Origin of the sequence: Aliirhizobium wenxiniae (genome assembly GCF_014201355.1) — a bacterium.
In the GTDB taxonomy this organism is placed as follows: Bacteria; Pseudomonadota; Alphaproteobacteria; order Rhizobiales; family Rhizobiaceae; genus Neorhizobium; species Neorhizobium wenxiniae.
Genome location: NZ_JACHEG010000001.1, coordinates 838,262 through 859,882 on the forward strand (window position 1 = coordinate 838,262; position 21,621 = coordinate 859,882).

General features: G+C 60.6%; 17 protein-coding genes. 10 read left to right on the forward strand and 7 right to left on the reverse strand.

Features of this window, described 5'->3' with window-relative positions; genetic code table 11:
• Window positions 1–332 precede the first annotated feature (332 nt).
• On the forward strand, window positions 333–1,277 hold the full coding sequence (locus HNQ72_RS04100) for an endonuclease/exonuclease/phosphatase family protein (protein WP_183989766.1): 945 nt from the start codon (window positions 333–335) through the stop codon (window positions 1,275–1,277).
• Window positions 1,278–1,281: 4 nt separating this feature from the next.
• Here HNQ72_RS04100 and HNQ72_RS04105 read toward each other — a convergent pair whose 3' ends face one another.
• From HNQ72_RS04105 to HNQ72_RS04115, 3 genes are all read right to left on the reverse strand, one after another.
• A complete protein-coding gene (locus tag HNQ72_RS04105) occupies window positions 1,282–3,147 on the reverse strand; it encodes an ABC transporter ATP-binding protein (protein ID WP_183989768.1) in 1,866 nt (621 codons plus the stop codon).
• A 131-nt stretch (window positions 3,148–3,278) separates the two neighbouring features.
• A complete protein-coding gene (locus HNQ72_RS04110) occupies window positions 3,279–5,207 on the reverse strand; it encodes a HAMP domain-containing methyl-accepting chemotaxis protein (protein WP_183989770.1) in 1,929 nt (642 codons plus the stop codon).
• A gap of 213 nt (window positions 5,208–5,420) precedes the next feature.
• On the reverse strand, window positions 5,421–7,274 hold the full coding sequence (locus HNQ72_RS04115) for an ABC transporter ATP-binding protein (RefSeq protein WP_183989772.1): 1,854 nt from the start codon (window positions 7,272–7,274) through the stop codon (window positions 5,421–5,423).
• Between the two features lie 357 nt (window positions 7,275–7,631).
• Here HNQ72_RS04115 and HNQ72_RS04120 point away from each other — a divergent pair, with 357 nt between their 5' ends.
• Both HNQ72_RS04120 and HNQ72_RS04125 read left to right on the forward strand, forming a co-directional pair.
• Window positions 7,632–8,096, forward strand: coding sequence for a tRNA (cytidine(34)-2'-O)-methyltransferase (locus HNQ72_RS04120; RefSeq protein ID WP_183989774.1), 465 nt, complete (start codon window positions 7,632–7,634; stop codon window positions 8,094–8,096).
• A gap of 125 nt (window positions 8,097–8,221) precedes the next feature.
• Window positions 8,222–9,874, forward strand: a complete 1,653-nt coding sequence (locus HNQ72_RS04125) for a Na/Pi cotransporter family protein (protein WP_183989776.1) — start codon at window positions 8,222–8,224, stop codon at window positions 9,872–9,874.
• Between the two features lie 26 nt (window positions 9,875–9,900).
• On the opposite strand, the gene HNQ72_RS04130 is transcribed toward HNQ72_RS04125, so the two are convergent.
• Window positions 9,901–10,158, reverse strand: coding sequence for a hypothetical protein (locus HNQ72_RS04130; protein WP_183989778.1), 258 nt, complete (start codon window positions 10,156–10,158; stop codon window positions 9,901–9,903).
• A gap of 181 nt (window positions 10,159–10,339) precedes the next feature.
• Between HNQ72_RS04130 and hemF the strand changes: the two genes are divergently transcribed.
• From hemF to HNQ72_RS04145, 3 genes are all read left to right on the forward strand, one after another.
• The gene (gene hemF, locus HNQ72_RS04135; RefSeq protein ID WP_183991294.1) at window positions 10,340–11,254 is read left to right on the forward strand and encodes an oxygen-dependent coproporphyrinogen oxidase; all 915 of its coding nucleotides are present in this window, start codon (window positions 10,340–10,342) and stop codon (window positions 11,252–11,254) included.
• A 127-nt stretch (window positions 11,255–11,381) separates the two neighbouring features.
• On the forward strand, window positions 11,382–11,654 hold the full coding sequence (locus HNQ72_RS04140) for a hypothetical protein (protein ID WP_183989780.1): 273 nt from the start codon (window positions 11,382–11,384) through the stop codon (window positions 11,652–11,654).
• 113 nt (window positions 11,655–11,767) lie between these two features.
• Window positions 11,768–11,956 carry a DUF1059 domain-containing protein gene (locus HNQ72_RS04145; protein ID WP_183989782.1) on the forward strand — a complete coding sequence of 63 codons (189 nt, stop codon included), beginning with the start codon at window positions 11,768–11,770 and terminating at the stop codon, window positions 11,954–11,956.
• A 61-nt stretch (window positions 11,957–12,017) separates the two neighbouring features.
• Here HNQ72_RS04145 and HNQ72_RS04150 read toward each other — a convergent pair whose 3' ends face one another.
• From HNQ72_RS04150 to HNQ72_RS04160, 3 genes are read right to left on the reverse strand one after another with little or no spacing between them, the layout of a single operon-like run.
• Window positions 12,018–13,280, reverse strand: a complete 1,263-nt coding sequence (locus tag HNQ72_RS04150; RefSeq protein WP_183989784.1) for a CCA tRNA nucleotidyltransferase — start codon at window positions 13,278–13,280, stop codon at window positions 12,018–12,020.
• Window positions 13,277–13,927 carry a CoA pyrophosphatase gene (locus tag HNQ72_RS04155; RefSeq protein ID WP_183989785.1) on the reverse strand — a complete coding sequence of 217 codons (651 nt, stop codon included), beginning with the start codon at window positions 13,925–13,927 and terminating at the stop codon, window positions 13,277–13,279. Before HNQ72_RS04155 ends, HNQ72_RS04150 begins: the two co-directional genes overlap by 4 nt.
• Complete coding sequence (locus HNQ72_RS04160) at window positions 13,924–14,547, reverse strand: DUF1285 domain-containing protein (protein WP_183989787.1); 624 nt, start codon at window positions 14,545–14,547, stop codon at window positions 13,924–13,926. Before HNQ72_RS04160 ends, HNQ72_RS04155 begins: the two co-directional genes overlap by 4 nt.
• Window positions 14,548–14,742: 195 nt before the next feature.
• Between HNQ72_RS04160 and HNQ72_RS04165 the strand changes: the two genes are divergently transcribed.
• From HNQ72_RS04165 to HNQ72_RS04180, 4 genes are read left to right on the forward strand one after another with little or no spacing between them, the layout of a single operon-like run.
• Window positions 14,743–15,756 (forward strand): AAA family ATPase, encoded by a 1,014-nt coding sequence (locus HNQ72_RS04165; RefSeq protein ID WP_183989789.1) that lies wholly within the window; start codon window positions 14,743–14,745, stop codon window positions 15,754–15,756.
• A 27-nt stretch (window positions 15,757–15,783) separates the two neighbouring features.
• Entirely contained in the window at window positions 15,784–16,701 is a 918-nt protein-coding gene (locus HNQ72_RS04170) for a DUF58 domain-containing protein (protein WP_183989791.1), read from the forward strand.
• The gene (locus HNQ72_RS04175; protein WP_183989793.1) at window positions 16,698–19,541 is read left to right on the forward strand and encodes a DUF4159 domain-containing protein; all 2,844 of its coding nucleotides are present in this window, start codon (window positions 16,698–16,700) and stop codon (window positions 19,539–19,541) included. Before HNQ72_RS04170 ends, HNQ72_RS04175 begins: the two co-directional genes overlap by 4 nt.
• A gap of 12 nt (window positions 19,542–19,553) precedes the next feature.
• Window positions 19,554–21,620, forward strand: coding sequence for a hypothetical protein (locus HNQ72_RS04180; RefSeq protein ID WP_183989795.1), 2,067 nt, complete (start codon window positions 19,554–19,556; stop codon window positions 21,618–21,620).
• Window position 21,621 lies beyond the last annotated feature (1 nt).

Genomic DNA, 21,621 nt, shown 5'->3' on the forward strand with positions numbered 1-21,621 from the left:
CTCCTGGCTGTGGTCAACCTCCGTCACCATAGATCGAACACCGATTCCCCAGCAAGCCAGTGCGATCTTTGATTTGATCGCAGATAAACTTGCCGCTTGGCAAGGCCTACGACCGGATGAAGGAACATGATTTCTATTTTGGCATGTAATCGACAGGGCACTGCAACATTGTCTTGCGACACTATGCAGCGGCCATGATTTAACCTGCGATATCAATGGGGAACTTGATTTGGATCAAGCGTATTTTGCAGCCGGGTTGTGCAAACATGTTGCGTTGCAAGAGACATTTGCGCGTGCTAATTCATCCATCAAGTGAAGCTTCGGACCCGATCATGACCTCAAGAAAGATCCTTTCCGTCGCAATCTGCGTCATCGTGTCGCTCGTAATACTGGCAATCGGCACGCGATACCTGCATCCCCACTGGATGTTCGCCACACTTCATAGCCTGCAATTGCACGCGGCCGTGGCATGCAGTCTGGTTATGCTTTTTGCCTTGGCTCTTCACCGCACCCTCGTCTCCATGCTTCTGCTTGCCGGATCGCTAGCCCTTGCCGGTCACGCCGTAATCATGGGATGGGATTACACAGGGATGGCGAAGGAAAACGACGCAAATGCCCCCAGCTTCAGACTACTCTCCTTCAACATTCTGAAGGAAAATGAGAAAAACGGCGAAGCCATTGCGAGAATGATCGCCAATTCGGGCGCCGATGTCGTCAACATCATGGAAGCTGAACCACTTGAGGCTCACCTCTCATTGCTTGGCTCAAGCTATCCCTACCACATTGGCTGCGGTGTTCTGACCGCCGGATGCGATCAGCTGATGTTATCGAAAACACCGCTCGAGCGAGGAACGATCCGAAGCCTGAGCACACTGTTCAGCGACCGTTTCATTCTGGCCGAAACGGAAATCAGAGGACACAAGGTCAATATTGCCGGGATCCATACAACCAAACCCTATTTCGATGAATTCCAGACCGTAGAACTGGTGCACGCCACCCTCGCCATGGAAAAGGTGCAAGGCCCGCTTGTCCTTTCGGGCGATTTCAACGCCTCCTCGCTAGCTCCCAATATCCGCAGCTTCTTCACTTGGACAGGGCTTAGATCGGCATCGTATGAACCACCGACATGGCCTGTCAGCCTCGGCAAGTTCGGACTGCCGATCGACCATGTCTATGTCCGGGCACCGTTGAAGATCAGATCGATCTCCACTCTGCCGAGCGCTTATGGGTCAAATCATGCCGGACTGATGGCAGAGCTTGTCATCAGCAACCAGTGAAGACCTATTGTGCGGCATCGGCGGCAAGAAAGCCGCCTGTCTGCCGTGACCAGAGTTCGGAATAAAGGCCGCCTGCGGAAACCAGTTCGCTATGCGTCCCTTCTTCCACGATCCGCCCCTTGTCCATCACGATCAGGCGGTCGAGCATCGCAATCGTTGATAAGCGATGGGCAATGGCAAGCACTGTCTTGCCCTGCATAAGACCGTCGAGGCTGGCCTGGATCGCAGCCTCGACCTCTGAATCAAGCGCCGAGGTCGCCTCGTCGAGAATGAGGATCGGCGCATCCTTGAGCATGACGCGGGCAATCGCGATCCTCTGGCGCTGCCCGCCCGAAAGCTTGACGCCACGCTCGCCCACATGCGCATCGAAACCTCTGCGCCCGCGCTGGTCCACCAGATTGCAGATGAACTCGTCGGCCTGCGCCTTCTCGGCCGCGGCGAGCAGTTGCGCGTCCGTTGCATCCGGACGGCCGAAAAGAATGTTGTCGCGGATCGACCGATGCAGCAGCGACGTGTCCTGAGTGACCATGCCTATCTGCGCTCTCAGCGTTTCCTGGCTGACTTTGGAAATATCCTGGCCATCGATCTCGATCTGGCCGCCTTCCAGGTCGTAGAATCGCAAGAGCAGATTAACGAGCGTCGACTTACCCGCTCCCGAACGCCCGATAATGCCGACCTTTTCGCCGGCACGAACGGTCAGATCCAGATGATCGATGACACCTTTTTCCTTTCCGTAGTGGAAGCTGACGTCATTGAACCGGATCTGCGGCCGCTCGACCTTGAGCGCCTGCGCGCTGGGCACATCGGTCAACCCGATTGGCTGAGAAATCAGCTCTGCCGCGTTTTGTACCGTGCCGAAATTGCGCATGATCCCGTTGAACTGCGTCATCAGGCGACCAAGCAGGAAATTCAGTCGCAGCACCAGTGCCAGCGTGAAAGCGACCGCACCGGAGCTGATATTGCCCTGCAGCCAGAGATGAATGCAGAGCGCCGCCATCGACGTGATCATCACACCCGACAGCAGCGCCATAGATGCCCGAACGCCGGTGATGAACCGGGTAAACATCAGCGTCGTCGACTGGAACGTGTTGAACCCCTCTCGCATGTAGCGGTCATTCGCCTCATCGCGACCGAACAGGCGCAGCGTCTGGATATTGCTATAGGCGTCGACCATCCGGCCCGATAGCATCGAGGCAGCCTCCGCCGTCTCCTTCGAATGGTAGCGGATACGCGGCACGAAATAACGTGCGAGCGCAGTAAAGATCGCCACCCAGGCTAGCACCAACACCGCCAGCCGCCAGTCGAGCCCGCCGACCAGCATCAGCATCGACACCGAATAGATGCAGACGAACCAGACACTTTCCATCAGCGAGGTCACGAGGTCGCCCGCCGCCTGCCCGCCCGACCAGACCTTTGTCACGATCCGCCCGGCAAAATCGTTCTGGAAGAAGGACAGGGATTGCCGCGCCACATGCTGGTAGGACTGCCAGCGAACCAGATTATAAAACCCCGGCGTGATGATCTGCTGATCGACAAGCGCGGTTGCCAACGTCACCAGGAAGCGTATGGCGCCAATCAGCACCAGCATCCCGCCCAGTTCCCAGCCATGCACGGCCAGAAGACCGTCCCATCCCTGCGCGCGATCGATGCTGGCCAGAATATCGACGAGACGGCCGACAAACCAGAATAGTGCCGCCTCGATTGCAGCCGTCAGCCCGCCGAGAACCAACATGGCGAGGAATGGCGTCTTGGCCTGCCGTACATAGAACCAGATGAAGGCAATCGTTCCTTCCGGCGGCCGCAGATCCCCCTTTTCTGCAAAGGGGCTAATACGTGTCTCGAAAAAGCGGAAGAACTGGGTGATGGCCATGGCAACGGATATATGCCGGTTCCGCAATGCGGCAAAGGGCACCGAGATTACATTTCGGCAAGGATATCCGAGAGCCGGACACGCAAACGGCGGCCGAAGCCGCCGTCTGTTCAGATTTTGTCAGGTGGAACTTAGAATTCCGACCATTCCTGCTTCACCGCCGCAGCCGAAGAACCGCCGCCGAAGGCCGAGGCGATCTTGGCACCGAGCGCACGGGCCGGTGACGAAGCAGGGCGCGATGCAGTCGTTGCGGCACGTGGAGCAGTTCCTGCCATCCTCGTACCTTCACCCAGATTGAACTGCGCCAGCAATTCGGTCAGCGCCGCTGCCTGGGTCGCAAGGCTGTGGCTTGCAGCCGTCGTCTGCTCCACCATCGCAGCATTCTGCTGTGTGCCCTGGTCCATATGGTGAACCGAGGTGCTGATCTCGGAAAGACCAGTGGACTGTTCCCGTGCCGAAACGACGATCGAGCCGACATTGGTGTTGATCCGCTGCACTTCGGAAACGATCGTCTCCAGCGCCTTGCCGGTCTCGCCCACCAGCGTCACGCCATCGCGTACCTTCTCGCCGGACTTGGTGATGAGGCCCTTGATCTCGCGAGCGGCATTGGCCGAGCGCTGGGCAAGCTCGCGGACTTCCTGCGCGACAACGGCAAAGCCCTTGCCCGCTTCACCAGCACGGGCCGCCTCGACACCGGCATTGAGAGCAAGCAGGTTCGTCTGGAAGGCAATTTCATCGATGACGCCAACGATATTGCCGATTTCTGCCGAGGACTGCTCGATCGCTTCCATCGCGGCAACTGCCTGTCGAACGACCTCGCCGGAACGCTCGGCGCCGACACGCGTCTGGTCAACCAATTTGCCCGCTTCACCCGCACGCACAGCCGAATCCTTGACCGCCGTCGTTACCTCTTCCAGTGCCGCAGCCGTCTGCTCGACGGAAGCCGCCTGCTGCTCGGTCCGCTTGGAAAGATCGTCAGCCGCCGAACGGATTTCATTCGCACCCGCATCGATCATCCGCGCATTGTCACCGACGGAACGCAATGTCGTCTGCAGCTTGCCGACAGATTCATTGAAGTTGACGCGCAGCTGATCGAGCTGCTCTGCAAACTGCTGGTCCAGCCGAACAGTCATGTCGCCATCGGAAAGCTTCTTCAGCCCGCTGGCGAGGGCGTCGACGGCGAACGACACATCAGCCGCCTCGCGCGCCTTGCGCTCCTCGTTGGCGATCCGTTCGCGCTCGCCCATCGAGCGGTTGGCTTCGGTTTGTTCCTCAAGACGAACCCGCTCCAGCGCATTGTCGCGGAAAACGGCAACGGCAGCTGCCATGTCGCCGATTTCATCCGCGCGACCGGCATAAGGAATGGTGATCTGGTTGTTGCCCGCAGCCAGAGACTGCATGGAATCGGTGATCTCCGTAATCGGACGCGTCACGCGGAAAAGGCTGAGCATGGCTGCGCCGATGGCGATAGCAACGGCAAAGAGAACGCCGATGATCGTCGAGACATAGACGAACTGCGCCATCTCCTTGGTGATCCGGCCGTCTTCGACGCTGCGAACCTTGTTGTCATCAATCAGACCCTTGAGCACATCGCTGGCCTCGGCGCCCTTCGGCACCATCTGGGCGATCATATCTCTGGCTTCATAAATCCGCGACGTGCTGATCAACTGTATGAACTGGGCGCCCATGGCATCGTAATCGGCGACGAGCTTCTGCAGGGCTGCGTATTTTTCCTTCGCAGCCGGGATGGTGATGCCCTGCTCGTAGTTGTCGAAAGCTTCGGCACGCACCTTGTTGGCCGCCTGAAGCCGCTCGATCATCTGCTTTTTCTCGGCGGCGTTCGGCGCGGCAAGCGTCATCAGATATAGCTGCCGGACATCTGACAGCACACGGTCCATGTTGGCGATCAGGAGCGCGCGCTCCATGCGGCGGCCGATCGTGTCCGCCTGCGTCTCGATCTGGGCGACCGATCGCATGCCCAATGCGCCCTGAACGATAAGGATGAGAACGGTGATACCGAAAAGGGCGGGAAGAAGAAATTTGATTTTTATCGTGTTCATCGTCTCAAACCATCAAGAATACGCAATGGTGCCATGCACCGTATGCATCCCTGACAGTTACAGATAAACAAAGGCTTACCAGCCGATGCTAATTGATAGCATCGAAAAAAGTGCGACAACGAATACCCCTAAAAAGAACTGGGCGCGTATTTGTCCTTACGCATTACGTCGCAGCGGCGTCACCTGCGTGCCATATAAAAAGGAAACGGCGGATTACTCCGCCGCCTCGTCTTCAGTCAATTGATCGCCCAGGAAACCGCCGGACTGACGGTGCCAGAGATCGGCATAGATCCCGCCGCCCGAGGCCAGTTGTTCATGGGTTCCGGTCTCCACGATCCGCCCCTTGTCCAGCACGATCAGGCGATCCATTTCGGTCAGCGTCGACAGCCGATGCGCGATCGCGATCACCGTCTTGCCCTCCATCAGCGCAAACAGGTTTTCCTGGATCGCAGCCTCGACTTCCGAATCGAGCGCCGATGTCGCCTCGTCGAGCACCAGGATCGGCGCATCCTTGAGGAACACGCGGGCAATTGCGATTCGCTGTCGCTGGCCGCCGGAAAGCTTCACGCCCCGCTCACCCACATGCGCGTCGAGACCGGTGCGCCCCTGCAGGTCGGACAAGCCTTCGATGAACTCGAAGGCATTCGCTCGTTTTGCCGCCTGGATGATCTCGGCATCGGTTGCATCCGGACGGCCATAGGCGATGTTGTCGCGGATCGAACGATGCAGCAGCGAGGTGTCCTGCGTCACCACGCCGATCATGCCGCGCAAACTGTCCTGCGTTACCGCAGAAACGTCCTGCCCGTCGATGGTGATCCTGCCGCCTTCCAGATCGTAGAAGCGCAGAAGCAGGTTCATCAACGTCGTCTTGCCGGCGCCCGAGCGACCGACCAAACCGACCTTTTGGCCGGCAGCGATATCGAGCGTCAACCCGTCGATCACGCCCTTGCTCTTCCCGTAATGGAAGCGGACGCCATCGTAATGGATATGGCCCTTCTTCGTCGCCAGCGCGCGAGCCCCGTTGGCATCCGTCACGTCATGCGGCTTGGTCATCATGTTCATGCCGTCATAGACGGTACCGATCGCTTCGAAGAGCGCGGTCACTTCCCACATGATCCATTGCGACATGCCGTTGATGCGCATCGCAAGACCGATGGCAACCGCGATCGAACCGACGCTGACGCCGCCACCCATCCACAGCCAGATCCCGAGACCGGCAACGGCAAACACGGTGAGTGCGTTGTTCAGGTCGACGAAGATGTTCAAGAGACTGATCTGGCGCATCTGCCGATGCACCGTACCGAGAAACTCGCTCATCCCCTCCCTGGCATAGCTTTCCTCACGCCCCGCATGAGAAAACAGCTTTACGGTTCCGATATTCGTATAACTGTCGACGATCCGCCCGGTCATCATCGAGCGTGCATCGGCCTGCTCGCTGGAAAGCTTGCGCAGCCTCGGAATGAAGTAGCGCAGGATCAGAACGTAAAGCACGAACCAGAGGATCAGCGGCAGCACAAGCCGCCACTCGACAGCAACAACCAGCGCCAGCATCGAGACGAAAAAGCCGATCGCGTAAACGAAGACGTCGATGATCTTCATCGTCGCTTCGCGCACGGCAAGCGAGGTCTGCATCACCTTGGTCGACACGCGGCCGGCAAATTCGTTGGCGAAGAAGGCCATCGAGTGCCGCAGCAGGAAGCGGTGCATCTGCCAGCGCGCGATCATCGGGTAATTGCCGGCAAGCACCTGGTGCATGGTCACCGTGTGGACGGCCCCGGCAAGCGGCAGGCCGACAAGCACCAGCACAGCCATCCAGATCAGCTTGCCGCCCTCATCGCTCAGGAAGGTCTGGCGATCGGCCGCGGCCAACCAGTCGACGATATTGCCGAGGAATTGATAAAGCAGCACTTCCGCCACGGCGATGATCAGCGAGCAGCTACCAAGCAAAAGCAGCCACGGCCAGGCTGGCTTGGTATAATGCCAGCAGAATGCAAAAAGCCCCTTGGGCGGCAATGTCGGCTGGTCGTCAGGATAAGGATTGAGACGGCGTTCAAACCACGAAAACATCAATAGGCTCCGACAGACGGACGTCTCTCAGGCAGTCCTGGGGCGAAAACGTCTACCCGGCAAGGCCTAAGAGAAAAATCAGGCATGGCCTGCAGCGGCCACGAACGGATCAGAAAAAGCGGATCAGTGAAGAAGAGACTTTGCGTGAACCGCGAAACGCCTCAGGCCAGACGAATATCCGACTGACGGAGGCGCGAGAGCACGGTCATATCCATGTAGGCCTCCAGAATGGGCGTTAAACACGCGGCTCTTCTACACGCTCGCGGCAAAATTGAAAAGACCAAATCGGCCACATCACCGCGCCAGAATGACTGAAAGGACTTGAGTGGCTAGTATCATCTCCGCTAATCAGGCGGCATGACCGACCTGCGCATCGCACTCTATCAGCCCGACATTCCCGGCAATACCGGCACCATTCTACGCCTCGCCGCCTGCTTGGGTCTTGGCGTCGATATCATCGAGCCCGCAGGTTTCGACATTTCCGATCGCAACCTGAAGCGCGCCGGGATGGACTATCTGTCGGCAGTCTCCCTCACCCGCCATGTCAACTGGGCCCAGTTCGACGAATGGCGCAGGTCGAGCGGCCGCAGGCTGGTGCTCGCAACGACGAAATCGCCCGAGCCATACACACAATTTGCCTATCGCCAGAACGACATCCTGCTTTTCGGCCGCGAAAGCGCCGGTGTGCCGGAAAACGTTCACGATGCGGTCGAAGGCCGTATCCTGATCCCGATGGTGGAAGGGCAACGCTCCATCAATGTGGCGATGTCCGCTGCGATGATTGCGGGAGAAGCCCTGCGCCAGACATCCTGGCAACCATAGGCGCTTCGCGAAAACCATGAAATCTGTCGCGCGCGGTGGCTTGATCACGAGCGGAAAAGGCCTATCATTCATTAGCCGGCAACGGAATCGCCCTCTGTTTTCCATGATCATTTCGGGAGTTTGGAGTGCAATCGACGCTCGTCGTCATCAACATTCTGGGTGCGGTCGCACTACTTCTCTTCGGCCTTGCGCAAGTTAAGGAAGGTGTGACCCGCGCCTTTGGCGCTCGGCTGAGAACCGGGCTTGCCAACAGCACGAGAAGCGGTCCCCGCTCGCTCCTCTCCGGCCTCGTTGCAACGATCGCCCTGCAAAGCTCCACCGCCACCGCGCTGATGACAGCTTCCTTTGCCGAACGCGGTCTGGTCAATCCGCGCATGGCGCAGATCGTGCTGCTCGGCGCCAATATCGGCACGGCCGTCACCGCCTGGCTGGTCGCGGCAGGGACCGAGGTCTTTGCACCGCTGCTGCTGCTCGTCGGAGTGATTTTGTTGCGCAACGGCTCCGCTGCTCGAAAAGGACTCGGCACCGCGCTGATCGGTATCGGCCTCATGCTTCTGTCGCTCCAGGTTCTTGGCCTGGCGACCGAACCGATGCGGCAATCGCCAGCACTTGCTGCATTTCTAAACCTGCTCGATTTCAGCTGGCTGGTCGCCCTCCTCTTCTCCGCCGCTCTCGCCTTCGTCTCCTCCTCAAGCCTCGCGATCGTCATTCTGGTCCTGTCGCTGGCATCGAGCGGCATCGCCTCGCCGGGACTGATCGTTGTTCTCATTCTCGGGGCAAATCTCGGCGGCGCGATCCCTCCGGTCGTCGCTACGCTGACCAGCCCGCCCGAAGCGCGCCGCATCACGCGCGGTAACCTTCTTGTCCGCGCCATCGGCTGCGCTCTTGCTCTCCCACTTGCCGGGATAGCCGCTGATCTTCTGCAGACATTACCGATCTCGCCGGAAAAACTCCCGGTCGACGCCCACCTCGCCTTCAACCTTCTTCTGGCAATTATCGCCTGGCCTTTCGGCGGCCTGATCTCGGATCTCATGACCCGCCTGATCCCTGACGAGCCGGAGAAGGAAACAGGCCCACAATTCCTCGATCTGGACGAACTGGATGATCCTGTCCGCGCACTCGCCAATGCGACGCGTGAAGTATTGGGAGTCGGCGATCAGATCGAACGCATGCTGATCCGCACAGAAAATGCCTTCAATCACAATGACCTCTCGCCATTGAAGGAGATTGCCCTCTTAGAAGGCCGTGTAGACAGGCTGCAGCAGGACGTGAAAATCTACCTGTCCAAACTCGGACAAAAGGGGCTGGACGACGATAATGCCAGGCGCTCGATCGCGATCATCGATTACGCGATCAACCTCGAACATATGGGCGACATCATCGAGAAAGGTCTTTGCGATCAGCTCAGCAAAAAGATCGAGAAAGGTCTTAAATTCTCCGACGACGGCTATAAGGAACTGGCCGATCTCTTCGACCTCACGATCGACAATCTGCGCACTGCCCAGACTGTCTTCGTCACCGGCGACGTCAACCTCGCAAGGCGACTGATGGAGATAAAGGTGGACGTGCGCCGGCTGGAAAAACGCTCCGCGGAAAGTCATCTCGAACGCCTGAGAACAGGCAGGCTCGAAAGCATGCAGACGAGTTCGATACATCTCGACATGCTGCGCGACCTTAAACGCATCAACGCCCACATCGTCTCGGTTGCTCATCCCATACTGGACGAAAGTGGCTCGCTCATCGAAAGCAGACTGAGACAGGCGGAAAAACGGTCTTGAAATTTTGCTGGAACAAGGCTGAGGGATCAATCCGCCGTCGGCAGGCGCCGCATGGTGAACTCGATCTGGTCACCCTCCAGTTGCCGCCAGCTTTCCACCTCGGTCCAGTAGGCAGCCTTGGGAAATTCTTCAAACCATTCCCGCGCCTTTTCGCGCGCGTCGGTTCGCGACATCTGGTAGGTTTCACGCACGAACATGCCGGATCGCTGGCCGGCCAAATGTTGCCGGTGGCGGTCGATACGCCGCTTCAAGCCGTCAAGCGGCGGTGGTGTGAATTTCGCCATGAAAGCCTCTCATCCGCACCTTGCTAATTACGAAGATAGGCGTGGTTCGCACATTTTGCGAGTCCGATTTTCGATGGATGGGAAGCCGCGAAATGGTTGGTAGAATGGCCCATTAGAGCCATAGCTGGTATGGCGGGGAAAGAGGAGCCGAATCGACCGCACAATGACGAGAGGACGCATGATGGAACGACCGAACCTGCCGAAAGGCCTGCCCGAGGACATAGAAGATAAGAAGCAGGCAGCCCGTGCGTGGTTCGAGAACCTGCGCGATACGATCTGCGCCTCGTTCGAAGCGCTTGAGCGCGAATTGACAGGCTCCCTTTCGGACCAGCCCCCCGGCGCATTCGTTGGCAAAGACTGGCTGCGCCATGAAGGTGAAGGCGGCGGCGGCCGCATGTCGATGATGGAAGGCCGCGTCTTCGAAAAAGTCGGCGTCCACACCTCCACCGTCCATGGCGAATTTTCACCGGACTTCCGCAACCAGATCCCCGGTGCGGAGGAAGACCCGCGTTTTTGGGCGTCCGGCATTTCGCTGATTGCCCATCCGGTCAACCCCAATGTGCCGACCGTTCACATGAACACTCGCATGGTCGTGACCTCCAGCAACTGGTTCGGCGGCGGCGCCGATCTCACCCCGATGCTGAACGACCGCCGCACGCAGGAAGACCCGGATACCCAGCTCTTCCATCGCGCCATGGAGATCACCTGCAAACGCCATGAGGCCGTCGCTGATTACCCGCGCTACAAGGCATGGTGCGACGAGTATTTCTTCTTGAAACACCGCAACGAACCACGTGGCATCGGCGGCATCTTTTTCGACTGGCTGCAGTCCTCGGAAGACAAGGGCGGCTGGAATGCCGATTTCGCCTTTGTTCAGGATGTCGGACGCGCCTTCAACCTCGTTTATCCGCGCATCGTTCGGGCTAATTTCAACAACCCTTGGACGGAAGAACAGCGTGACGAACAGCTGGTACGCCGGGGCCGTTATGTGGAATTCAACCTGCTCTACGACCGCGGCACAATCTTCGGACTGAAGACGGGCGGTAATGTGGAATCGATCCTCTCTTCCCTGCCACCGGCGGTGCGCTGGCCGTAACCACAGCCAGCCTGATCACGATCGCTCACGAACTTTTTTTCGTACGGCATCGTACATTTGATAAATGTCATACACGAATCGTCTCTCCCGGTGTTAGTTTGTGAATATACACTGGGAGGAGTATCCGATGACTGCATCGAATAGCATGCCTCGATCCGTCGCCCCCGTTGAAGGCGACGCAAACTCCAAAGCACCAAGCAAGTCCGAGCTCATTGACCGTCTTGCAACGGAGATGCGGGTAAAAAGCGGGGGAGAACTCCCGCTTTCCTATTGTATTGCGCAGGTGAAGCGCCAGTTGGCCAGCTTCAAGCCGGATGCATCGGCAACCCATGAGAACCCGTCGATGCCCGTCAACCCGCCAGCGGGTTCGGTTTTCCAGTCCTGGGCCATCCGGGATTAGCTCTGATCCTTGACGCGACCAGGGACATTTCCTCGGAACCTCAGCGCTTTCTGACGGTTTATTCTCGGTCGCCCGATGCGGGCGGCCGACATCAATCATAGGGAGGTAAAGCCATGCGGCTTTTTGAATGCGGCACGCTTGTGCCCGGCTGCCAATGGCACACGCGCGCGGAAGAAGACGCGGAGATCGTGCGCCGCGCCGTCGCGCATATGCGAAACGATCACGGTGAACAGATAATCCGCGAAAACATGGTGGAAAATATCAAGGCACGTATCCGCAACGAGGCGATCGCGCCAGCTTGAAGCAGGCTGCGCAAAACGGTGCAGCGATTTTGCTGCGATGATCTGCTTGAAGGCTTTGCGGTTAGCTCTGTTCGCTGGCTATCTCCGCCAACCGGGCGGCCAGTTCGGGCCGCTCGGGCAAAAAGTTGCGGCTGATCCAGAAATCCTCAAGCTCTTTCAGGATCTCGCCAACCCGTTTTCCAGCAGGAACGCCGGCAGCGATCACATCGCCCCCCGAAAGCGGAAAGACCGGCTTCTGGTACTTTTCCGTCTTGGATAGAAGCTGAGAAAGCCTCGCGCTCTTGCGCATCGCCACAGGGTCCTCCTCGGCTGCCGCCCGAACCGATGCAAGCGCAAGCTTGAGCCGAAAAATCATCCCCTGCCGTTCATTGCGATAAAGTAACCGCGCAAAACCGACATCCGTCACCTCGTCCGGTGGTGTCGGCGTCGCTGCCCATTGCTGCAGCTTCAGCGCATCCGCGTTCGACAGCCTCAGGCGCTTTGAAAGCGCCGCCAGCCGCTCGACATCCGGCGGCACGATTGCCGCCAGCCGCAATAGCGGCTCGGGCTTCCAGCCGAGCGCCCGTTCCGCAGCGACGAGAGCATGAATGCCGTCGATGCCCCATTTGTCCGTCTCCGGCAGGATTGCCGTCAGGACGCCCGCCTGCCGCATCCACAAGAGCGCCCGCGAAGGATCCGGCGCACCGAGCAGCTTCTTAGTTTCGGTCCAGACACGCTCGGCCGAAAGGCTCGAAAGCATGTCCTTGGCGCGTGCGCAGGCGCGCAAGCCATCCGCATCCGGCCGACCCGAACCGTAATAGGCAAAGAAACGGAAGAACCGCAGGATGCGAAGATGATCCTCCGCGATACGTTGGCTGGCATCGCCGATAAAGCGCACCGTGCGCGTCTCGATATCCTTCAGCCCCTCGACGAGATCGATCACCTCGCCTTTGGCATCCGCATAAAGCGCGTTGATGGTCAGATCGCGCCGCTCCGCATCCGCCTTCCAGTCGGTGCCGAACTCGACCACGGCATGGCGTCCGTTGGTCTCGATATCGCGCCTCAGCGTCGTCACCTCGAAACCGCGGCCATCGACGACCAGCGTCACCGTTCCATGCTCGATACCCGTCGGAACGGCCTTGATACCGGCAGCCTTTGCCCGTTCGACCACCATTTCGGGCCGCAGCGTCGTCGCGATATCGACATCGGCAACGGCGAGCCCCATCAGGGCATTGCGCACGGCACCGCCCGCGACCCGCGCCTCACCGCCATCGGAATTCAGCAACGCCATCACGCGTTGCAGGGCCGCATCCTGAAACCAGGTCTCGCTAGCCACAGAAGTCATGCATAAAGCCTTTCATAAAGCGTGCGGAGGATACCGGCGGTAACCCCCCATATATTCCGGTCCTCGTAAGGCATCAGGTAGAAATGCCGCTCGGTGCCGTTGAACTGGCGGCTGCCCTGCTGATGGTTCGCCGCGTTCATCAGAAATGACAGCGGCACCTCGAACACGTCGTCCACCTCGGTCGGGTTGAGCGTCAGCTCGAAACCGCGCCTGACCACGGAAAGCACCGGCGTGATGCGAAACCCCGAAGGGGCATAATAGTTCGGCAGCCGCGCCAACGGTTCGACAAAACGCGGATCAAGCCCGATCTCCTCGCGCGCCTCGCGCAGCGCTGCCTGTTCCGGCGAAGCATCTTCGGGATCGACAGCCCCGCCCGGAAAGGCGATCTGGCCGGAATGTTTGCGAAGGCTCGCCGTCCGCTGCGTCAGGATGATTTTTGCCTCGTCGCCATCATCGACGACCGGCACCAGCACCGCGGCATCGCGCAGCTTGAGGTCGCGCGCCGACTGCACGAATTGCGGATTGAGCCGATGATCGCCGTGATCACCCCAGGCCGCATCGAGCGGCCTGCCGCTCTGATGCAGCGCGCGGCGGCGAAATTCTCCGGCGGAAAACGGTGCCGTCTCATCCATAGTCAGATCACTCATGATGACAGCCGCTCCAGTTCATCCGCACGCATGACCGGAAAAACCTCGCCCCCGGACCGGACAGCGAACATCTCGGTCCCGTCGATCGTGACCGTCTCCCCAAGCGCGACCAGTTCATACATCATCGCCCGCGATACCAGCGCTTCCAGTCGTCCGCGAACAAGCACATAGGGCTTCAGCTGCCGCTCTTCGCCAACTGTCTCGAACCGCAGCGGATGAACCACATCGACGTCGACCACATCCCCGACATTGGTGCGAAATGTGATGAGCGGAGCGCTGTTTCGCTCTCCCACCTGCATCTCGACCGCCACAAAAGGCGCATCGACGACACGAATACCGACCTTTTCCACAGGCGTGACGAGATAAGTTCTGCCGTCCTCGTCCTTGCGCAAAACGGTGGAAAACAGCCGCACCAGCGGAGCCCGGCCGATCGGCGTCCCCATGTAGAACCACGTGCCATCGGCCCGAATTTCCATGTCGAGATCGCCGCAGAAAGGCGGATTCCACTTGGTCACCGGCGGCAATCCACGGTTTTTGTCGCCCGATTGCTCGGCAGCGCGCGAAATCATGGCCGCAAGGCCGGCGGCGTCGGGCGCCGAATTTATCGTCTCTGCTGCCATTATTCAGTCCCGGTTCGAAATTAATCGTTGACCGTCGCGATCATTCCTCACGAGATAGTCATTCGGAACGAGCTTGTCAGCCTTATTTCGGGTAATAGTTTCTGAGGCTAATGTACTTGCTGCGGTGCGACGACTCGTGCTGAGGGCAGGCACCCGACCGGCGTATGAATATCGACCTTGATTATGGAGAACGACATGGGCGTGATGAATCCAACCGAGGCCGTTCTTGACGATAAGGCAATCGTCGCAGCTGCCGAAAAGGCGCTGGCCGATATTGCCGCCGTCCGCGAGGAAATCGCGAAAGTCATTTTCGGCCAGGAACGGGTGGTGGAAAACACGCTTCTCGCGGTCCTCTCCGGCGGCCATGCCCTGCTCGTCGGCGTTCCGGGCCTCGCCAAGACAAAGCTCGTTACCACACTCGGCACGGTTCTCGGGCTCGATTCCAACCGTATCCAGTTCACTCCCGACCTGATGCCGTCGGATATCCTCGGCTCCGAAGTCATGGACACGGACGAAACCGGCCGCCGCTCCTTCCGCTTCATCAAGGGACCGATCTTCGCCCAGCTTCTGATGGCCGACGAAATCAACCGCGCCTCGCCGCGCACCCAGTCGGCGCTCCTGCAGTCCATGCAGGAATATCACATCACGGTCGCCGGCCAGCGTTTCGATCTCCCCGCCCCGTTCCATGTTCTGGCCACCCAGAACCCGCTGGAACAGGAAGGCACATATCCGCTGCCCGAAGCCCAGCTCGACCGCTTCCTGCTCCAGGTCGATGTCCTTTATCCAGATCTCGATGCCGAACGGCAGATCCTGCTCGGCACCACCGGTCTTGCCGAGGCCAAGCCCCGCGGCGTCATCGACAGCGTCCGCCTGCAGGAAATCCAGATGCTGATCCGCCAGATGCCGGTCTCGGACAAGGTGGTCGACGCGATCCTGTCGCTCGTCCGCTCCGCCCGCCCCGGCCACGGCAATGCCGATACCGACCGGCATGTCGCCTGGGGTCCCGGCCCGCGCGCCGGCCAGTCGCTGATGCTCACCGCCCGCGCCCGTGCCCTTTATCAAGGCCGCCTCGCCCCGTCGCTCGACGATGTCTATGCGCTGGCGGAACCGGTTCTCGAACATCGCATGGCATTGAATTTCGCCGCCCGTGCCGAAGGCATGTCGGTGCGCGACGTGATCGCCGGATTGGTAAAGCAGGCCCGCGGATAACATCCCGGCCTCAAGAAAGGACAATGCGTGGCATCAATCGGCCAGATCGTCGAGCAGACACCCAGCAGTGAAGTCCTCTCCCGCGCCCAGGCGCGTGCGGCACTCGTGCCCGACTGCATGGTGGAAGCTAAGCGCATCGCCAATACGGTCATCGCCGGCTGGCATGGCCGGCGCAAGCGCGGCATGGGCGAAAACTTCTGGCAGTTCCGGCCTTATGCCGAAGGTGAGAGCCTGTCGCGCATCGACTGGCGCCGCTCCGCCCGCGACGACCATACCTATGTCCGCGACCGCGAATGGGAGGCTGCCCACACGATCTGGCTCTGGGCCGACATGTCGCCGTCGATGATGTACAAGTCCACCTTCGCCATGGTCTCGAAGGAAAGCCGTGCGCTGGTTCTGATGCTGGCGCTTGCCGAAATCCTAGCTCGCTCCGGTGAGCGCATCGGGTGTCCCGGCATCATGGAGCCTGTCTCGGCCCGCAACGCAGCCGAACGGCTGGCGGCCGCCATCATGCATGCCCCCGTGACCACCGGCCTGCCGGAAACCGCGATGATCAGAGGCCAGAGCGATATCGTCCTTATCGGCGATTTTCTCGATGATGCCGACAGCGTCATGTCGCGCATCTCGCCGCTGGGAAAACGCGGCCTGCGCGGCCATATCATCGAAGTGGCAGATCCCGCCGAGGAAACCTTCCCCTATACCGGTCGCACCGAATTCACCGATCCGGAGACCGGCGAAAAGCTCACCTCCGGCCGCGCCGAAATGATCCGCGAGGATTACCAGCGCGCCTATCTCGCCCGCCGTGAAGCGCTGGGAGAGGGTCTGCGTCGTCTCGGCTGGAGCTTTACCTTCCATCGCACAGACCATCTCGCCTCCGAAGCGCTGGTTGCGGTCCACGGCCAGCTGTCCGGCATGCCCGCGACATTCCCAGGAGGCCGCACATGAACGCGCTTGCCTTCGCCAATCCGCTCATCCTTTTCGGGCTCCTGTCGCTGCCGGTCATCTGGTGGCTGCTGCGCCTCACCCCGCCACGTCCGAAAGCCGAAATCTTTCCGCCGCTGCGCATCCTCGCAACGGTGCTGAAGCGCGAGGAAACCCCGGCTCAGAGCCCGTGGTGGCTGACATTGCTGCGCATGCTGCTCGCCGCAGCCGTCATTCTCGCGATCGCAGATCCGGTCATGAACCCGCGCGCAAGCTCGCTGAATTCCGCTGGCCCGCTGGCGCTTGTCATCGACAATGGCTGGTCGAGTTCGGTCGACTGGGAACGCCGCGTCGAGACCGCCAACATGCTGATCGATGAGGCTGAAAGCGCCGACGTTCCGGTCTCGCTGACGTTTACCGCCGACACGAACAACGAACCAACTGCCGGCACCGCCTCCGCAGCCCGCGACAAGCTTGCCGCTGCCGAGCCGAAACCGCTCGTTCCTGATCGCCTGCGCGCCATCCGCACCCTGCAGGAAGCGCTCGACGGCAACCCGCTCGGCACGGTCGCCCTGATCTCCGATGGCATTGCCGCGCCCGGCGACAATGACGCCATGACGGCTCTCGCTGCCTTCGCACCGAACGATGTTCGCCTCTATCAGGGTGAAGGTCGCGGCGCGGTTGCACTGACCGGCGCCACCAACAATTCCGAAACCATGGCCGTCACCGCGACCCGCCTTGATACCGCGGCTCCTCAGCAATTGACCGTCAATGCGCTCGACCAGCAGGGCCGCTCGCTCGCCTCCGGCACGGTCGATTTCGCGGCCGGTTCGGGCACGGCAACCGCCGAGATTTCGGCCCCCTTCGAACTACGCAACGATTTTGCCCGGCTGAGCGTCGAGGGTCTCGCCACCGCCGGTTCCACCCATCTGCTCGACGACGGCTTCAAGCGCCGCCGTATCGCACTGATTTCCGGTGAGAGCGGCAGCGATTTCCAGCCGCTCCTGCAGCCGCTCTATTACATCAACCGGGCGCTTTCGCCCTATGCCGATATCATCCAGACGAATACGGCGGATCTCGCGGTCGCGATCCCGCAGATCCTCGAGAACAATCCGTCCGCCATCATCATGGCCGATGTCGGCCGCCTTCCGGCCGAAACCTATGAACCGCTGGAACGCTGGATTGCCCGCGGTGGCACGCTGATCCGCTTCGCCGGCCCGCGCCTTGCTGCAGCTCCTGCCGATGATCCGCTCGTGCCGGTAAGGCTGCGCCAGGGCGAACGTGCGCTCGGCGGCGCCATGTCATGGTCTGAGCCACAATCGCTGGCAGACTTCCCGACTTTCGGCCCCTTCGCCGGCATGCCGCGCGCAACCGATATCACCGTCACCCGCCAGGTTCTCGCCGAACCGACACCTGACCTCGCCGAGCGCACCTGGGCAAGCCTTGCCGACGGCACGCCGCTCGTCACCACGCGTGATGTCGATGCCGGCCGCCTTGTACTTTTCCACACCAGCGCCGAAGCAACATGGTCGAACCTGCCGCTCTCCGGCAATTTCGTTGAAATGCTGCGCCGTGTCGTCCAGATGGCCCGTGCCGGCGGTGCGACCAGTGCATCGGCAGGCTCGGAAAGTGCTGCGGCAACACTGCCTGCCTATCGCCTGCTAACTGCCGACGGCCTGCTTTCGACCGAAACCAGCGGCGTGCGTCCGATCATGATCCGCGCCGGCGAAACGCCATCGGCGACCTTCGACCATCCACCGGGCCTTTACGGCACCGAAGACGGTTTCTCCGCGGTCAACCTGCTGCCGCCCGGCGCAGAACTCGCAGCCTTCGATCCGGCTCCAATCGGCCGCGCCGTCACGCGTGAAAGCCTTGCCGGTGGCGAAGCCGTCTCGCTGCGCCCCGCCCTTTTCGCAGCGGCCTTCGCCATGCTCATTCTCGACAGCCTGATCGTGCTCTTCATCAACGGCGCCTTCTCGCGCCTGCCGAAGGGATCACGCCGCCGCTCCGGCGCCGCAGCAGCGACAATTGCCGCGGTAGCCTTCGGCCTGCTCGCATTCCAGCCTCACCCGGTATCCGCGCAGGAAATGCCGGAAGGCAGCGGTGCGAAGGCCGGCGACGAACAGATCCTCGAACATCTCGATACGACCCATCTCGCCTATGTCACGACCGGTGAGGCCGATGTCGACCGCATTTCCGAACAGGGGCTGGAAGGCCTGACGGAGTTCCTCACCTACCGGACCACGCTGGAGCCCGGCGCGCCGGTCGGCCTCGACATCACCAAGGACGAACTCTCCTTCTACCCGATTATCTACTGGCCAATTTCAGCCAATGCGCCGATGCCTTCGCAGGCAGCTATTTCGCGCATCGACGCCTATATGCGCAACGGCGGCACAGTGCTCTTCGACACCCGCGACCAGTATTCCTCGCTTGGCGGTGGCGGCAGCACGCCGAATGGAGAACGGCTGCAGCAGATCCTTGCCAATATCGACATTCCACCGCTTGAACCCGTGCCGGAAAACCACGTCCTTGCGCGGTCATTCTATCTGCTGACGAACTTCCCCGGCCGCTACAATGGCAGCGCCCTTTGGGTCGAGGCGCGTCAGGACGCGCGCAACAGCGCCAATCAGGTCTCATCTGGCGGTGACGGCGTCTCGCCGATCATGATCACCGGCAACGATCTGGCCGGTGCGTGGGCCGTAGACCAGCAGGGCGCACCGGTCCTGCCGACCGTTCCGCCGGACGACATGCAGCGTGAATATGCCTACCGCGCCGGTGTCAACATCATGATGTACATGCTGACTGGCAACTACAAGGCCGACCAGGTCCATGTCCCTGCCCTTCTCGAACGGCTTGGCCAGTAGGAAAGAGCATCGATGACCCTTGAGTTTTCGCCCTTCTTCCCATGGCTCGTCCTGATCGGCCTCGGCATCCTCGCACTCGTGCTCTGCGCTCTTGCCTTCTGGCGTCGTGTCCGAGGTGCCAGCCTGCGCATGCTGGCGCTCGCCTTCCTGCTTCTGGCGCTGGCCAACCCAACGCTGCTGCAGGAAGACCGCGAGCAACTCTCGACCATCGTGCCGATCGTCGTCGACCGCTCCCAGAGCCAGCAGACGGATGAACGCAAACGCCAGACAGACGAGGCGTTGGCCCAGCTTCGCGGCCGTTTTTCCCGCTACCCGAATATCGAGACTCGCATCGTCGAAGTTGCCGACGACCCGGATAGCGACACGCCCTCGACACGCCTCTACACGGCCCTTCGCTCCGCCGTATCCGACGTACCCCCTGCCCGACTTGGTGCCGCCGTCTTCGTCACCGATGGCCAGATCCACGACTTGCCGGGCACCAATCAGGAACTCGGCTTCAATGCCCCAGTCCACGGCCTGATCACCGGACAACCGGACGAATTCGACCGACGTGTGGAAGTCGTCCGCGCGCCGCGCTTCGGCATAGTCAACGAGGAACAGGAACTGACACTGCGCGTCGTTGATGACGGCCGCGCCACCAATACCCCAGCCCAGGTGACCGTGCGCATGAACGGCGACCAGATCGCCACGTTCCGCGCCTCGCCGGGCGTGAACACGCCCTTCCCCTTCACCGTCCCTCGTGCCGGCAACAACGTCATGGAGTTTTCCGTCGACGAGCTTCCGGGTGAGGTCACGACCGCCAACAACCGCGCCGTCCATGTCATCGACGGCATCCGCCAGAACCTGCGCGTCCTGCTGGTCTCCGGTGAACCGCATGCCGGCGAACGCGCCTGGCGCAACCTGTTGAAGTCCGACGCCTCCGTCGATCTCGTCCACTTCACCATCCTGCGCCCGCCGGAAAAGCAGGATGGCACGCCGATCAACGAACTGTCGCTGATCGCCTTCCCGACCCGTGAACTCTTCGTTGAGAAGATCAAGGATTTCGATCTGATCATTTTCGACCGCTACAAGCATCGTGGCGTGCTGCCGATCCTCTATTACGACTACATCTCGCAATATGTGCAGAACGGCGGCGCGCTGCTGATCGCGGCAGGTCCCGAACATGCGAGCGAGGATTCGATCGCGCTCACCCCGCTTGAACAGGTGCTTCCCGCCTCCCCGACCGGCGATGTCCATAGTGCTGCATTCTATCCGCATCTCTCCGAAGTCGGCCAGAAACACCCGGTCACCCGAGGCCTTGATCCTTCCGGCCAGACACCGCCCGCCTGGGGCCGCTGGTTCCGCACCATCGATGTCGACCAGCCGCGTGGCCAGACGGTGATGGAAGGCGACGGCAACCGCCCACTTCTCGTCCTCAACCGTCAGGGCCAGGGCCGCGTCGCCATGCTGCTCTCCGATCAGGGCTGGCTCTGGGCGCGCGGTTTTGAAGGCGGCGGCCCGCATGTGGCTTTGTACCGACGCATCGCCCATTGGCTGATGAAGGAACCGGAACTCGAGGAAGAGGCACTCACCGCCCGCTCCTCCGGTCGCACGCTTGAAGCAACCCGCCAGACGATCGGCGACGATCCCGGCCCGGCAACGGTCCGTTTCCCCTCCGGCCGCACGGAGACCATCGCCATGACGCAGGCAGAACCGGGACAGTACCGCTTTGAACGCCGCATGGACGAGGTCGGCCTCTTCCAGGTGTCGAATGGTGAATTCTCGACGCTCGTCCATGTCGGCGCGGTGGATGCTCCAGAGTTCAAGGCGATGATCTCGACCGAGGAAACGCTGAAACCCTACGCGGAAAAGACCCATGGTCTCGTCACCCGCGTGGCCTCGGGCGAAAACATCACCCTGCCGGATATCCTGCCGGTCCGTGGCGAAATACGCGTCAGCAATCCCAACCGCATGTCGATCCGTATGACCGACGAGAGCGTTCTGCGTGGCGTCAACAGCCTGCCGCTGTTTGCCGGTTTCGCCGGCCTCTCGGCACTGCTCTTTGCAGTCGCGGCTATGTGGTGGCGTGAAGGACGGTGAT